Origin of the sequence: Hoeflea sp. 108, from assembly GCF_000372965.1 — a bacterium.
Lineage (GTDB): Bacteria > Pseudomonadota > Alphaproteobacteria > Rhizobiales > Rhizobiaceae > Aminobacter.
In genome coordinates this window covers 3,264,152-3,277,575 of sequence record NZ_KB890024.1, presented here as the reverse complement: position 1 = coordinate 3,277,575, position 13,424 = coordinate 3,264,152, and the positions used below count along the sequence as shown (strand labels likewise).

General features: G+C 61.8%; 17 protein-coding genes and 1 pseudogene. 4 read left to right on the top strand and 14 right to left on the bottom strand.

Going from position 1 to position 13,424, the window contains the following annotated elements; all coding sequences use genetic code 11:
• The first annotated feature begins 112 nt into the window (after nt 1-112).
• On the top strand, nt 113-1,009 hold the full coding sequence (locus B015_RS0116245) for a DMT family transporter (protein WP_026227358.1): 897 nt from the start codon (nt 113-115) through the stop codon (nt 1,007-1,009).
• Between the two features lie 186 nt (nt 1,010-1,195).
• On the opposite strand, the gene B015_RS0116235 is transcribed toward B015_RS0116245, so the two are convergent.
• Both B015_RS0116235 and B015_RS0116230 read right to left on the bottom strand, forming a co-directional pair.
• The gene (locus tag B015_RS0116235; RefSeq protein WP_018428778.1) at nt 1,196-2,170 is read right to left on the bottom strand and encodes a nucleoside hydrolase; all 975 of its coding nucleotides are present in this window, start codon (nt 2,168-2,170) and stop codon (nt 1,196-1,198) included.
• 156 nt (nt 2,171-2,326) lie between these two features.
• Complete coding sequence (locus tag B015_RS0116230) at nt 2,327-3,520, bottom strand: MFS transporter (protein ID WP_157632759.1); 1,194 nt, start codon at nt 3,518-3,520, stop codon at nt 2,327-2,329.
• Nucleotides 3,521-4,012: 492 nt separating this feature from the next.
• On the opposite strand from B015_RS0116230, the gene B015_RS0116225 reads away from it, so the two are divergent.
• Nucleotides 4,013-6,826 (top strand): autotransporter outer membrane beta-barrel domain-containing protein, encoded by a 2,814-nt coding sequence (locus B015_RS0116225; RefSeq protein ID WP_018428776.1) that lies wholly within the window; start codon nt 4,013-4,015, stop codon nt 6,824-6,826.
• 129 nt (nt 6,827-6,955) lie between these two features.
• Nucleotides 6,956-7,150, top strand: coding sequence for a hypothetical protein (locus B015_RS0116220; protein ID WP_157632758.1), 195 nt, complete (start codon nt 6,956-6,958; stop codon nt 7,148-7,150).
• Between the two features lie 8 nt (nt 7,151-7,158).
• Here the strand turns inward: B015_RS0116220 and B015_RS0116215 are convergent, their stop codons facing one another.
• The 3 genes from B015_RS0116215 to B015_RS0116205 all read right to left on the bottom strand — a co-directional run bounded on the left by B015_RS0116215 (nt 7,159) and on the right by B015_RS0116205 (nt 8,282).
• Nucleotides 7,159-7,461, bottom strand: coding sequence for a DUF982 domain-containing protein (locus tag B015_RS0116215; protein ID WP_026227357.1), 303 nt, complete (start codon nt 7,459-7,461; stop codon nt 7,159-7,161).
• A 96-nt stretch (nt 7,462-7,557) separates the two neighbouring features.
• A complete protein-coding gene (locus B015_RS33310; protein ID WP_018428773.1) occupies nt 7,558-7,806 on the bottom strand; it encodes a DUF982 domain-containing protein in 249 nt (82 codons plus the stop codon).
• A 224-nt stretch (nt 7,807-8,030) separates the two neighbouring features.
• Nucleotides 8,031-8,282: a hypothetical protein gene (locus tag B015_RS0116205; RefSeq protein WP_018428772.1), complete on the bottom strand. Its 252-nt coding sequence runs from the start codon at nt 8,280-8,282 to the stop codon at nt 8,031-8,033.
• Between the two features lie 8 nt (nt 8,283-8,290).
• Between B015_RS0116205 and B015_RS33855 the strand changes: the two are divergent.
• A pseudogene (locus B015_RS33855) lies at nt 8,291-8,416 on the top strand (terminase small subunit); the annotation flags it as partial.
• 125 nt (nt 8,417-8,541) lie between these two features.
• On the opposite strand, the gene B015_RS0116200 reads toward B015_RS33855, so the two are convergent.
• From B015_RS0116200 to B015_RS0116150, 9 genes are all read right to left on the bottom strand, one after another.
• Nucleotides 8,542-8,889 (bottom strand): hypothetical protein, encoded by a 348-nt coding sequence (locus tag B015_RS0116200; protein ID WP_018428771.1) that lies wholly within the window; start codon nt 8,887-8,889, stop codon nt 8,542-8,544.
• A gap of 298 nt (nt 8,890-9,187) precedes the next feature.
• Nucleotides 9,188-9,610, bottom strand: coding sequence for a pyridoxamine 5'-phosphate oxidase family protein (locus B015_RS0116190; protein WP_026227356.1), 423 nt, complete (start codon nt 9,608-9,610; stop codon nt 9,188-9,190).
• Nucleotides 9,611-9,885: 275 nt separating this feature from the next.
• Nucleotides 9,886-10,110: a hypothetical protein gene (locus B015_RS0116185; protein WP_157632757.1), complete on the bottom strand. Its 225-nt coding sequence runs from the start codon at nt 10,108-10,110 to the stop codon at nt 9,886-9,888.
• Between the two features lie 271 nt (nt 10,111-10,381).
• Nucleotides 10,382-10,579 (bottom strand): hypothetical protein, encoded by a 198-nt coding sequence (locus tag B015_RS33305; RefSeq protein WP_157632756.1) that lies wholly within the window; start codon nt 10,577-10,579, stop codon nt 10,382-10,384.
• An 83-nt stretch (nt 10,580-10,662) separates the two neighbouring features.
• The gene (locus tag B015_RS0116175) at nt 10,663-10,872 is read right to left on the bottom strand and encodes a DUF1236 domain-containing protein (RefSeq protein WP_245262200.1); all 210 of its coding nucleotides are present in this window, start codon (nt 10,870-10,872) and stop codon (nt 10,663-10,665) included.
• A gap of 241 nt (nt 10,873-11,113) precedes the next feature.
• Nucleotides 11,114-11,794: a hypothetical protein gene (locus B015_RS0116170; protein WP_018428765.1), complete on the bottom strand. Its 681-nt coding sequence runs from the start codon at nt 11,792-11,794 to the stop codon at nt 11,114-11,116.
• A gap of 684 nt (nt 11,795-12,478) precedes the next feature.
• Nucleotides 12,479-12,619, bottom strand: a complete 141-nt coding sequence (locus B015_RS33300; RefSeq protein WP_018428763.1) for a hypothetical protein — start codon at nt 12,617-12,619, stop codon at nt 12,479-12,481.
• An 83-nt stretch (nt 12,620-12,702) separates the two neighbouring features.
• A complete protein-coding gene (locus B015_RS33295; protein ID WP_018428762.1) occupies nt 12,703-12,858 on the bottom strand; it encodes a hypothetical protein in 156 nt (51 codons plus the stop codon).
• Nucleotides 12,859-13,011: 153 nt separating this feature from the next.
• Nucleotides 13,012-13,305, bottom strand: a complete 294-nt coding sequence (locus B015_RS0116150) for a hypothetical protein (RefSeq protein WP_018428761.1) — start codon at nt 13,303-13,305, stop codon at nt 13,012-13,014.
• Nucleotides 13,306-13,424 lie beyond the last annotated feature (119 nt).

Sequence of the window (13,424 nt, the reverse complement as noted above, 5' to 3'; positions counted from 1 at the left end):
TTGCAAGAAACGATTATCGTTCGGCAATGAATGTCATCGCCTGATCGAAATTTGTCATGTGCGCGCCATCAAGGGAACGGCTAACCCGGGATGATATCCATCTGGGCTTCCCATGACCGATCTTTCCCTGTCTTCCACGGACCCGACACGGTCCCGCTTTCTCTGGCCCCTGATGGCAACGCTGCTGGTGATCGGCTGGAGTTCGGGGTTCGTCGGCGTCCGCTATGCCAGCGAACAGGCGAGCGTGGCCGTGCTGCTGTTCTGGCGCACGCTGCTGTCGGGGGTGTTGCTGCTGCCGTTTGCCCTGGCTTTCGGGCCGAGGATGCGTCTGCGCGCCGTGATGTCCCAGGTCGGGTTCGGCGTCATGGCCGTTTTCATCTATCTGGGCGGTTTTGCGGTGGCGATCGAGCAGCGCGTGCCGACCGGGCTGGTCGCGCTGATCTCCGATCTCGTGCCTTTGGCGATCACGGTCATGGCTCAACCGCTCCTGGGCGAGCGGCTTACCGGACGGCAGTGGCTGGGCACCGCCATCGCCGTTGCGGGCGTGCTGATCGTGTCCTTCGACAGCTTGAGTTTCGGCACCGCTCCCTTGTGGGCCTACGGCTTGACCATCGCTTCGATGATGGTGTTCGCCTTTGCGTCGGTTCTGCGCAGGGGGCGCGAAACGCTGAACATGCCGGTGCACCAAAGCCTGTGCATCCACACGCTGACAGGCGCTGTGCTGTTCGGCATCTGCGCGCTCGCCCAAGGAGAGATCGCCCCGCCCATGACGCGCGAGTTCGCCATCGGCATGGTCTGGCTCGTGCTGATCTCTACCTTTGCCGCCTATTCGGTGTATTACACCATGCTGCGCATGTTCCCGGTGGCGAAGGTCAGCGCGGCCATATATCTGAGCCCGCCGGTGACGATGCTGTGGGCCTGGGCGCTGTTTGCAGAACCGCTGACCCCGGCCATGTTTCTGGGGCTGGCTGTGACGCTGGTGGGGGTGTGGCTGACCTCGCGCGGATAAATCAGGTCGTTGCCGCGGCGCGGATCGTGTTGCCGTCCTCGTCGCTCCGGGTGGTGACGCGGGCTGCCGGCCATCAGACCTTCAGAGGCGAGGGGGCCGCCACCAGCTGGCCGCTTCCGAAGCTTGAACGCCTGAAGCTGCCGGACCGCATCCGGCCTGCCAGCTGCCCCGCGCCCTGAGGACCGGTCATGACTTGCGGGCGGTGAGGCGCTCCAGCGCGTCGACGATCAGGTCGCAGAATTTGGCATGGTCGAGCTGCATCGCGACCGTGTGGCGGAAGTTGACCTGCTCGCTGGCGGTGCCGCCGAAATGGCGCATGCCGCCCATTTTCTCGAAGTTGCAGACGGTCATGCCCTTTGTCCACCGGCCGGCGGTTTCGACGCGGATGTCCGCTTTTTCGGTGGTGAAGACGGAGGCGTCGATCATGGCGGCGACGCAACAGGCATCATGGACGGCAGGATATTCGATCTGCAGGAGGCCGCCATGCGTGGTGGCAATGAACGCCCAGATATCGAGGATGAACTTGCTGATGGGGCCGCCGACGGCGCGCACCCTGTCTTGAAGCTGCGGGGTGGCCAGCGCCTGGTGGGTGAGGTCGAGCCCGACCATGGTGACGTCCCAGTTGGCGCGGAACACGATGTCGGCGGCTTCCGGATCGCCATAGATGTTGAACTCGGCGGCGGGCGTGATGTTGCCGCGCGTATAGCTGCCGCCCATGGCGACGACCCGTTTCACCCGCTCGACGATGCGCGGCTCCTTGCGGGCAGCAAGAGCGATGTTGGTGTATGGCCCCACCGGCACGAGCGTGACCGTCTTTGGCTCATGCGCCATGACGGTGTCGATGATGAAATCCACCGCATGACGCTTGTCGAGCTCGAAGGAGGCAGGTGGCAGCACCGGCCCGTCCAGCCCGCTGTCGCCGTGGATCTCGATGGCCAGGACCTGATCGCTGATAACAGGACCTGGCGATCCCTTCGCAACCGGCACCTTGATGCCATAGGCGGTGCACACCGACAGTGCATTGCGCGTGGTGTTTTCGACAGTGTGGTTGCCCGACACGGTGGTGATGCCGAGAAGGTCGATGGCTGGATTGCCCGCCGCCAAAAGGATGGCGATGGCGTCGTCGTGCCCGGGATCGCAGTCGAGGATGATCTTTTCCATCAGAGCGCCTTTCTGTCAGCCGAGCGTGCCTTGACTAGAGACTGCCACGCCCGGCGCCGTCAAGGTTGCCGGCCTCTCGACCAATGTCAGGCGCGCACCCCTGAGGCGAAATCATGGAAAACCGCTGCGCAGTTTTCCTGGAATTGCTTCAGGCGTTCATCTTCCAGGCAGCCGGGCTGCGGCCACGGGCGCGAACCCGGCCAGCAGCGTCACGGCGATCATCGCGCCGGTGACCACGAAAAGGGCGCCGGACAGCGAGATGACCGTCATGACGGCACTGGCGAAAATGACGCCGGTCGCGTTTGCGGTGCGCAAAAGGGCAAAGACCTCGGGCCGCTTTCGTGGCGGCGCCAGGTGATCGAGCACAAGGGCATAATGCGTTCCAAGCGGCGCCAGCACGAAACCGACGAGCATTGCTCCCACCACTGTCGTCACGATGGAGGGCCCAAACGCGGCAAGGGCCGCCCCCAGCGTCATCACCGACAGTTGGACGATGACGGCGCGTCTGCTCGCCATCCGGTTGCGGACGCTCACCCAGATTCCGCCGGCGACCGAGGCCAGGCACAGCGGCACGGTAAAGAGGATGGCGAGGGCCGGCTCGTAGCCGAACTGCATTGCCAGGGCGACGGCGCCGATCTCGATGGCAGCAACCGTCGAGGCGCCGGCTGCAGCGCAGCAGAGCCACAGCAATATGGACGGGTTCAAGACGGAGCCGTCGGCGCGCGAAACCTCTGCGACATCTGCCATGTCTGCCTGCGGGACCAGAAGGACCGGTATCGCGCCAAGTGCGGTGATCGCCAGCAGCGCGAACACCGGCGATATGGAGCCCAGGCCCGATGCCACGACAGGCCCCAGCACGAAGGTCAGCTCGTTGAGCGTGGAGGCGATGCCCAGGGCACGCGGCAGGCGCGAGGCGGGCGTGAAGTGGTTGAGCAGCGACCTCAGATAGCCGAATGCGGCCCCGTTCACCGATCCGGCAAGCGCTGCCAGCACCACGAGCCAGACGAAGGAGGCCTGATAGTAGGCGCATAGCGCGATGCCGGCGAGGGCAATGCTGCGAAATCCCACCAGCAGCCTGAGGAAGGTGGCGCTCGGCAGGTTCCTGCCCAGTCGCGTGATCGGAATTGCGCCGGCCACCTGCGCCAGCGTCATCGCCAGGATGATGGCGGCTCCGCCCTTGGCGTCGCCGAGCATGGCCAGTGCCAGCAGCGAAAAGGCCACAGGTCCGGCAGCTTGCGGCACCGACATGGTTGCAGACGAGGCAAACCAGCGGACGAGCGGCCAGCGGCTCGAGGGCCCGTTGCTCGAGGAATTGTCTGCCTGAAGATGAGGATCGTGAGTGTCGGTCATGGCGAGCAGGTTCGGCCGGCGGCGCACCGTTGGCGGGTCCGGATGTCGCGAACACCAGGACAAGCGGCGGCGGATCCGTGGCGGCTGTCTCCGAAGCGGAGCCTTTTGGCGGCACGTTGGAAGAACAAGCGAAACATGCCTCGACCCTTGAGTGGGCCGGGCCGTTCCCGGACATTCTTTCCCGCTGTGGGGGAGGACGTTACCTCGCTGCGCGGAACTTATCTCCGCGCCTTGCCGAGTCAACCCTGGGGCAATCGAGATTTTGGCCCTGCCGGGAAGCGGAACGAGGTCGCAGAGCTTCCACGATGCTTCCTTTGCGTGACAGTGCGAAAGCGGATCCCGCCTGGTTGCGAGCGCAGAGGGGACGCCATTATCGAAATATTAAGCATAAAGCTCTCAGAACTTGCTTAGTATTTGAATCATCTGCGGTTTTTTATGCCAAAGCATCGCCATTCGCCTTGGATTTCCCAGTCATCCTGCCGCCGCCTGCCCATGGCCGTGGCGCCTTTGGCCCTGATGCTGGCCAGCGCGCCAGCGCTGGCCCAGCAGGTGGTCGTGGGGGGCGATGTCGACCCTTCGGATCCCGCAGCCATCAACAGCAATGTGGATCTGGAGATCGGCCGCACCGGCACCGGCAGCTTGACCATCCAGAACGGCGGCACGCTGACCAACAGGCAGGGCTCGGTCGGCAGCGATATCGGCGGCGATGGCACAGTCATCGTCACCGGGCGCGACGGGGCAGGCAACGCCTCCACCTGGACCAACACGGATTTTCTCTATGTCGGCGGCCAGGGCACCGGCACCCTCGACATTCTCGATGGCGGGGTGGTGACGGATAGCGGCGGTTATGTCGGAAATGACGCCGGCAGCACCGGTTCGGTGACGGTTTCCGGCCAGGGCTCATGGTGGAACAATCTTGGCAACGTCGTCATCGGGCAGGGCGGCGATGGAACGCTCGATGTCCTTGCCGGCGGGCGCGTCAGCAGCGAGACCGGCTATATCGGCGCCAGCCTCGATGGCGTCGGCGTCGTCACCGTGTCGGGCGTCGATGGACAGGGCAATGCCTCGACCTGGACCCAGCAGAACGACCTTTTCATCGGCGACGAGGGGAACGGCACATTGAACGTTGCCCATGGCGGCCGGGTCGCGACCAACGGCCGGATCAACATCGGCAATTTCGGTCAGGGCCAGATCGCCATCTCGGACGGCGCCACTGTGTCGGGCAACGACGCGATCATCGGCATCGGCGCATATGGAGAGGCGCTGCTGACATCGGCCGGGTCGTGGACCTTGGCCGAGCAGCTTACGGTCGGCCTGGGCGCCCAGGGCGTCCTGCGGATCGAGGACGGCGCCCGCGTGACCAGCAACCAGGGCTATGTGGGCGCCAATGCCGGCGGCGACGGCAGCGTCACGGTGACGGGGGTGGGGTCGAGCTGGGAGATGACCCGCTACAATCTCACCCTGGGCAATTACGGCGTCGGCGCCATGACCATCGAAGACGGCGCCCGGGTTCTTGCGCGCGGCGGTGTCTCTCTCGGCATGTCGGACGCGGCGGCAAGCGGCACGCTCGATGTGCTGGGCACCCCAGGCGCCCGCGGGGTTCTGGAAACCAGCGGGATCCTGGCAGGCATCGGCACGGCGCATGTCACCCTCGATGGCGGCATCATTCGCGCCATCGACGACAACGAGACCTTCTTCCGCAACTATGGCGCTCGGCAGATCGTCCTCGGCAGCGCCGGCGGCATCATCGATACCAATGGCTACGATATCGGCATCGCCCCCGAAATGACCGGCGCGGGCGGCCTGACCAAGGATGGTCTGGGGACGCTGACCCTGAACGGCGTCAACAGCTATGCCGGCGACACGACCGTGGCATCGGGGGTGCTGGCCGCGGGGGCTGCGAACGTCTTCAGCGCCGGGTCGGCGCATATGGTTCTGAGTGGCGGCACGCTTGCGCTCGACGGCTTCGATCAGCTTGTCGCGTCGCTGAACAATGCCGGCCGCGTGACGCTCGGCCGCGTTCCCGGCACTACGCTGACGGTGGCCGGCGACTATACCGGCAATGGCGGCGCGCTCGAGATCGCGACCGAACTCGGCAGCGACAACTCGCCGACGGACCTGGTCGTCATCACCGGCAACAGCATTCTCGGCAGCGGCACCACGCTGGTCAGCGTCATCGATGTCGGCGGCGCCGGCGGGGCGACCACCGCCGACGGCATCCGCATCATCAAGGTCGATGGCATCTCCGATGCCGGCGCCTTTGCGCTTGCCGGACCGGCCATTGCGGGCGCCTGGCGCTACGACCTTTACCAGAATGGCATTGCCGACCCCGCCGACGGCGACTGGTATCTGCGCTCGTCGGGCCTGGCGCCTACCTTGCCTGTCTACGAGACCTATCCGCAGGTGCTGCTCGGCATGGTCGAGCTGCCCACCCTCAAGCAGCGCGTCGGCGCTCGCTACTGGACAGAGCTGGACGGCGCCGCGCCGGGCAATGCCGCTCCAAGCGCCATCTGGGCGCGCATTGAGGGCGCGCATGGCCGCGTCAAATCAGGCGGGGCGACCAGCGGCGACGCCGGCTTCGACACCAATGGCTTGCTGCTGCAGGCTGGCCTCGACGGCCAACTGGCAAGCAATGCCCAGGGCATGTGGATAGGCGGGCTGACCGCGCAATATGGCCGCGCCAGCGCCGACATCTTCTCGGGCCTCGGCGAGGGGGCCAACGCCACGACCAGCTATGGTTTCGGCGCGACGCTGAGCTGGTATGGCGAGAGCGGATTCTATGTCGACGGCCAGGCGCAGATCGCCACCTTGCGCAGCGACCTGGATGCCGCCGGCATCGGCAGGGTCGGCGACGGCATTCACGGCAGCGGCTATTCGCTCAGCCTTGAGGCCGGCCGGAAAATCGCGCTTGGTGACGGCTGGTCGCTGACGCCGCAGGCGCAGCTTGCCTGGTCGTCCGTCGACTTCGACAGCTTCACCGACCGCTTCGGCGCTGTCGTCTCGCTGAAGGACGGCGACAGCCTGAAGGGCCGGCTCGGCATCGCCGCCGATTACGAACTCGGCGCCGGCAAACATGTCTACGGCGTCGGCAATCTGACCTACGCGTTTGTCGACGGCACGGCGGTGGCGGTGTCGGGCGTCGACGTGGCGCTCAGGCCGCAGCGCCTCGGTGCCGAGCTTGGCTTCGGCGGCAGCTATGGCTGGGCCGGCGGCAAATATGCCCTGCATGGCGAAGCGCTTGCCGCCACCAGCTTTGAGGGCAGCCACAGCCTCAAGGGCACCGTCGGTTTCACCATGGGCTTCTGACCGGCGAGGTCGGCCGATTCCGGGGGGCTATGGAAGGGGGACGGCCGATGCGGAGCATGGCAGTTCCAGGAGCTGCCAAGCCCTGGCGTCTCCCTCTTTCGGGGGGCGATGAGCGAAGATGCCAACGCCATGCTGCCGATCATCCGCCAGATGCACGACGCCGAGAGCGACGAGGCGCGTGCCGGCGTGCTGCTTCAGTTGCCTGACGTCGTGTTGGTGCGACACGTGGCGGTGTTCGCCAAGGCGTGCCGGCAGGGCGGTTTGGAATTGGGCGATCTGTTCATCGACATGCGTCGGGCCGAATGGCTGGAGGCGGCGGAATGAAGCAGCTTTCAAACCGGCAAGCTGCCTTTGCCCTTCGGCGCGACCATCCACGGCTCGATCGACATCGACTGGTGCTGGAGGATATTGGCCGAGCGCGCGAAGCTCGCAAACGCATTGCTTGCGACATCGACAGGTACGCGGCCTTCGCGGGCGAACAGGCAGGCACGGTGGGCCGCACCGAAGATCGGCCCGCGTCTGCCGTGCGGCCAACGGTCCAGAAACTCGATGGCAGTTTCGACGCAGTCGATCTCGCGGATGATGTGGGCTTCGTCCTTGACCAGGACTGTGTGGGCAAAAGTCTTGTTCGACATCACTTCCTCCGGTTTCTTGGACGGCTTCTTGAGCAAGCGAAGTCCGCCTCTATGCGTGGCGGGCACCTGAGCACATGGCGCGTCGATGCCTCGTCATCAAGCTTGGAAGGGCTGCTTCCGCAGAATTCCAGCCTCGTCGCAAAAGGTCTGGAACGTGTCGCGCGCCTCGTCCACCGAAATGGAGCCGTTGATGGCCGCCTGCATGGCGTTGTCGGCCAGATACCAGAACGGGCTGCGCGCGTTAAGCGGCCATTCCTCAAGGAATTCAACAGCTTCGGGCACAGTGCGAATCTCCTGAAATGAGACGCCCGGGCGTTTGATCAGTATCGACGGAACGATTTCCATGCCCACCAACGCATTCGGCAAGGGGTGGTTGCATGACGCTTTCCCCCGACGCGATGAAACTGCGCGTGTATCGCGGAAGCCTGGCGGCGGCTGCGGAACGACTTCAAGGCATGGGAAAGGGCGGGGTGTTGGGACACCTGGTGGCAACGCTCGTTGCCACCGAACCCACCGCCGGAGGTCCATGGCGCCCGGATGGCAAAGGCTGCGGAATGACGCCGGTGGCACTATCCACCGAAACCGCCGGCGCTGCGCCAAGGAGACTTGATGGCGAAGGCCTCGGGATAGCGGCGCATTGCTGCCTCGGCCAGCTGAGTGGTTTTTGTTGCCTTGAGATTGACGGTGCCGGCCAGGCCCCCGTTGGACCCAGTGGTGTACGTGCCGTCATATTTGACTTCGCCAACATCCATCCCTGCAATGATGCCGTTGCCTGCAAAGAGAACTGCGCCGCCCTCGTCGAAGCGTCCACGGAACGTCACTTGATACAATGCTGCTGGTGAGGTCTGTCGACTACGACCGGCAGGAAGCAATGTCGCTAACTGACAACTGGCAGCGCTTCGTCGCCGAATACCTCGTCGATCTGAATGCAACCCAGGCTGCGATACGCGCCGGGCACAGCGAGAGGCCGCAAGGCAGCTTAGAGATCAGCTGCTGTAGGCTACATGGTCGACGATTTCGCCGCCTCGCAAGTATCAGGAGACAGGCGCTCACCTTTTCGGATCAGCCCTGCGAAGTGCGTCATGCCCCAGGCGAGAGCAGCAGTTTAGCAAGATCAATCACGATGGCGGAGAACACACCGCCGGTGGTCAGGATCACCCCGATTACAAACCTTCGATTGGCCTTTTCGAAGACGTTCTTTTTGAGAGCAGCCTGATCTAGCAGCCCAACCAGAGCGGCGATTTGCCAGATGATGCCGGCGCACAGAAGCAAGACTGATGGTGCATCGATCAAGTTCCACGGCAGCGGGTTATTCGCCCATTGGGTCAGGAACCCAAGCGAAAACGAGAGCACGATACCGACAACCGTCAACGTGCCGTTGCGGAAGATTGTTTCGACCAACTGCTCATTGTCGTCATTGAGATTCATAGCAGGCCACCTTCCAGGCAAACCTAGCGCAGGTAAGCACCAATGGCATCTTACCCTGCCTACTTTGAAAACAATCAAAGGTAATCAAACGTGGCGCGTGGTGGCAAGAGAACGGGCGCTGGCCGCAAGCCAGGGGCCGCTACAAAGCGAACGCGGGCAATCGCGGACAAGGCTTCCGCCGAAGGTCTGTCGCCTCTGGAGGTCATGCTGAAGGCGATGCATACCCATGCCGACAACAACAAGGCTTGAAGGGTCGGTTGCCTACGGCGCCGGCCTCGCTCCGAGCCCGTTGCGTCTGTCAGAATTGAATCTCGATCAACTCGGGAGGCTCCTTGTTGAAATCGGAATATCGAATCCACCGCGGCGTTGCTTTGAACATCACTGCTCCTCTCTCGATGAACACCCTGTCGGCCGGAACGCTGTTGAGGAAAATCTCCTGGTATTGTTCGATATCCGCGGCAGGAACCCTTGTTGCCTCACCCTCGTATTGAACCGTGATATTGTCGTCCCATCCGACTACGAACGCGACGCCCGGACGCTCCGCAAGATTGCCGAACTTTCGCGTCTCCTTGAAAGCGCTGAACACGATCTCAAAATTGTCGCGCACCGTGAAATCGATCGTAGCCGCCTCCGGCGTTCCATTGCGATGGCTTGTCGCAATGACCGCCAAGGTGTGGTTTCTCAGGAATTCAAGGATCATGCGTTTCGGATGATCTGTCATCGCATTCCCTCCCATCTAAAACAGACCGAAAGTAGAACAGAGCAGATGGTCGTCGGCAAGAAGACGGGCGGGCGATCCAAGGGCACCATGGCGGTCTAATCCCGATATGGTCGACCTGACGAAACTGAGTTGTGATGAGCCCGATCAGCTCAAACGGATCTTCGGTGCGCTGCCGGATTTGGCGACGACGATGCGCCGGATCAGGCAGGAGAGGGTGCGGCTCAAGGCTGACGAAGGCCTGACAGGCAGAGTGTCGAACAGGGCAGGGCAGGGCGTTAAAGGGGGGCGCTCCTGCTCCGCCACTCGAGCCATTCGGCGTGTGTCTGGCTTTCGCTCCCGTTGGCCTGATGCCATGCGACCCATTGCGCGTGCGTCGGCAGCTTGTCGATATCAGGCAGGTAACCCCGGGCCACGTAGTCCTCATTGACCATGAGCATGGAGTTGTGGTCGTAGAGCACCATCACTTGATCGGCGCCGTCGCGGTAAAGGCCTCTTGGCATCGATCTCTCCGTCATGGCTTCGGGCCATGGCCAGCGGCGAGCCGGGAGGGTAGCCCGGTGTCAGGTTATGTAAGTGGGGGCGGAAAAGTCGGCAGTGGATGTGAAAGTCACCAGATGCCAAACATCCGGCCAGCCATTGCAACCGTAAATACGGCGCTAACGATCCCTGCAAAGTAGGCTGCGGCTTCAAGAGTCATGCGGGCATCTCCTTTTGAAGGAGGAAATACCGCCGCAATGGTTTCAGCCGCCAGCTCGGGTGGGGCGATGGTAGTCAAGACTGCCAGAAGGGCGCTCGCTTCATGCGGTATCCCGGCTGCTCGCTGCCGCCGGGTTTGTTTTTCGGGCGACCTGGCGGGTGCTTTCCTGCCTTCTCGACCAAGGATTGTTCAGTGCGTTTTTCCTTGTCGTTCGGGTCGCGGTAGTTTCGCGCCGGTTTACGAGCTCGGATCTCCTGATTGTTGTACGGCATGTGAATCCTGTCTCTTCAATCCAAATGTACGATGGAAGATGTCGGCGAGACGGGCGATGCCTCATCTCGCCGAGATCCTGCGGCTAGTTCATGATGTAGACGACCTTGCGCGTCTGCGGGTCAATCAGGACCGTGCGGCCGTCCATCTCCACATACTGGTACTGGTGTGGCAGCATGTTATCGGCCAAGGCGCCTGGCTTGAGGATGTCAGGAATGATAGCCCCCACGACCAGTTCGAAGTTGGACGGACGTTCGACGACCACTGGGTTGGCCTTCACGTATTCGCGGACCACAACTTCTTGCTCTGGGGTCACAACGACCGTCTGAGCGGCTGCAAATGCTGTACCTGCGAGCAAGATAGTAGCTGCAAGAGTGCTTCGAAAAATCATCTCGATACCTCCTCAGTTGGTGAGGACCAACCCGCGCCAACTGAATCGGTTCCGAAAACGTGATCGGCGGTCGCGCTCCCGACAGTGGCGCGGTCAACAGATTTTCGGAGCACGCCGGCGGAGTGGAAAGGCAAGCCACCTCGGCTCATACGCCATTGGGATTGATGCTTTTGGCTTCAAGACCGATCGCAAACGCTAACACCAGCGCTGCCAATGTCGCCAAGAGGAACGCAGCACCAAAAGCACCGATTGCTCTTAGGTTTCCGATTTCCAGATTCTGCTTGAACCAGCGGACTTGCGCCTGCGCATACCAGACTGTGGCAGAGGCCATTGTTACTAAGCCAAACAGCAGGCCCTGTTGATGAGGCATCGATACGAAATCGAGACCAAGCACGAGCATGAAGACGAACGGGGCGGCGACATAACACTGGCCGAAGAACGGCGAGCGAAGCGTATGCCGCGTAATTCTGACCTTCTTCCAGCGCAACAGCGCGACAGCCATGCACAGGGGATAGATCCCAAAAATCATGCCACGCGCGATCAGCAGGTTGGAAACTGATCCGAGTTCCTTGGATCCAATTCCGGGATCGTAAACAGACGGCAATGCACCGGACACCCCCTGAGACAGTAGCAAGGTGATCAGGAGAAATAGAGGAGGGCTAAGAGTATCGTCGTATTGGTCTTCGGGCCGATCGGCGAGCTCGGTGTCCGCGTAGCGCATCATCGTCAGCGGCGCAGCAACACAGCGCCACATCGTTATGGGGTAAAACACCAACCAGGACACCAACTCATAGAGAAGTTCCTCAAGCGACTTCAGCAGTTTCATAAAGTCCAAGCGCCATCTCCATGCTGCCTGGGTCGCGCCGGCCCGCTCCGCCTCTGTGGATCAAGTCTAAACTGCCAGCCTCGCAATCCTCAAGCACCATGCAGCCCGTCAAGAAGCGAGACGAGTAGTCGTTGTGCGTTGGAAAAATATCTGATCTGGTTGCTTCAGGAGATGACCATCGGCAGGGAGGGACGGCAGGATGGGAAAGCTATTAGCACTAGTTTCGATCTTGGTCGTAGCGCAGCCCGCCTATGCTCAAGTCAAGTGCGGCAACGATGCAATCAGGGATTTTCAGAGTATCTGCGGCCGGAATATTGATGAGGGGCCATGCAATGTCGATGAGGCGAAAGAGGCCGTAGACTGGGTGCTATTTAAGGATACGGGTGCTCAAGGAACTTTTAGGGAGAGTATGAAGGCTTGCAAATATAGCAACGCCTTTGGATACGTATTTCTCTCCATCACGCATGCGCAGCGGCACAATCAGAATGCGATGTGCAATTTGCTAGCCTGCTATGGTCCGATCGCACAGCACCCCGTCAATTACTTGAGCACCATCGACTACAGATCGCTCCTCAATTAGCGGCAATGACAATCCAGGAAAGCGTTCGCCCTTCTTTTCGATGATTGCGACATGTTCATGAGGAGAGGACGGCGGCCATAAGGTTGTGCGCTACCGGGCATCTCTCATTTGCCGGCCGCTACCTGGGTAGCTTCCATGGTGGGACCGGGACTTTGCGCCAGGTCCACTATTCCCAATGTGAACATCGCGATGACCGCGAAAGCCAGGGCGGCAAGGGCCAAGTACACGCCCGTTTTGCTGTTCATCGGACTATCTCCCTTAGATGCCGGAATCAACAGTCGGCACGCCAGAGAGTTCCTTCCGGCCAATCGAGACAATCACAAGGCCATCAGTGCTGCTTAGGCGGCGACTTCTCTAGCTGTCGCTCAATGGCGAGGAGCAGCGCTGTCCCTATGCGGAGGGCCAGATTGTTGTCGTGCAGTGCCTCGGCCTTGTGTTGGGCCTGCGCGAGGAGCGCAGTTATCTCATCCATTTCGCGCATCATGCACTCTCCCGACGCCGTGCGCAGTTCTAGAGACCGACCTCAAAATATCAATAACGAGCGGCCGGATACAGCGCGCCGCCGATGCCAAGCCCCGGCACCTCCCTGAACTTCTGGATCAAAGGGCACCCGAGTAAATCGGGCGGGGAGACGGTCTCAGTATCTGGATTTGCGCCAGCCAGCGGCACGAGCTTCGATTTCGGAGCAGAACCACTGTTCGCCGAACTCGGGCCTGATGATCGTCTCATCATAGCGCCTCTGGCCGGGCACGTGAAAGATGCGCTCGCCAGTGTCTATGCTGATGTTGCCCTTGATGTCGCAACTTCCCGACGCCTTGCTGACGACGGCCTTAGGGGAAAGCGAGACAATATCGTCAAGGTAGTATCCTGCAGCCGCAGACCCTGCCAACGCAGCCACGATAGGTGCACTGATGGTTCGGGTGCGTCTCATGGTTGCAGAATAGCTCGCCAGGATTGTCAAACTGGCAAAACCAGGCGCGCAATTTTAACAAACCATTCGGAGATCAGGATGAAGGATGGACAACGCTAAGGCTTAGGTCGTGAACATCA

Bases quoted from the DNA above. Each gene is read 5' to 3' on its own strand.
- B015_RS0116245 (WP_026227358.1), top strand. From the start codon at position 113: ATGACCGATCTTTCCCTGTCTTCCACGGACCCGACACGGTCCCGCTTT.
- B015_RS0116235 (WP_018428778.1), bottom strand. From the start codon at position 2,170: ATGGAAAAGATCATCCTCGACTGCGATCCCGGGCACGACGACGCCATC.
- B015_RS0116230 (WP_157632759.1), bottom strand. From the start codon at position 3,520: ATGACCGACACTCACGATCCTCATCTTCAGGCAGACAATTCCTCGAGC.
- B015_RS0116225 (WP_018428776.1), top strand. From the start codon at position 4,013: ATGGCCGTGGCGCCTTTGGCCCTGATGCTGGCCAGCGCGCCAGCGCTG.
- B015_RS0116220 (WP_157632758.1), top strand. From the start codon at position 6,956: ATGCTGCCGATCATCCGCCAGATGCACGACGCCGAGAGCGACGAGGCG.
- B015_RS0116215 (WP_026227357.1), bottom strand. From the start codon at position 7,461: ATGTCGAACAAGACTTTTGCCCACACAGTCCTGGTCAAGGACGAAGCC.
- B015_RS33310 (WP_018428773.1), bottom strand. From the start codon at position 7,806: ATGGAAATCGTTCCGTCGATACTGATCAAACGCCCGGGCGTCTCATTT.
- B015_RS0116200 (WP_018428771.1), bottom strand. From the start codon at position 8,889: ATGAATCTCAATGACGACAATGAGCAGTTGGTCGAAACAATCTTCCGC.
- B015_RS0116190 (WP_026227356.1), bottom strand. From the start codon at position 9,610: ATGACAGATCATCCGAAACGCATGATCCTTGAATTCCTGAGAAACCAC.
- B015_RS0116185 (WP_157632757.1), bottom strand. From the start codon at position 10,110: ATGCCAAGAGGCCTTTACCGCGACGGCGCCGATCAAGTGATGGTGCTC.
- B015_RS33305 (WP_157632756.1), bottom strand. From the start codon at position 10,579: ATGCCGTACAACAATCAGGAGATCCGAGCTCGTAAACCGGCGCGAAAC.
- B015_RS0116170 (WP_018428765.1), bottom strand. From the start codon at position 11,794: ATGAAACTGCTGAAGTCGCTTGAGGAACTTCTCTATGAGTTGGTGTCC.
- B015_RS33300 (WP_018428763.1), bottom strand. From the start codon at position 12,619: ATGAACAGCAAAACGGGCGTGTACTTGGCCCTTGCCGCCCTGGCTTTC.
- B015_RS33295 (WP_018428762.1), bottom strand. From the start codon at position 12,858: ATGATGCGCGAAATGGATGAGATAACTGCGCTCCTCGCGCAGGCCCAA.
- B015_RS0116150 (WP_018428761.1), bottom strand. From the start codon at position 13,305: ATGAGACGCACCCGAACCATCAGTGCACCTATCGTGGCTGCGTTGGCA.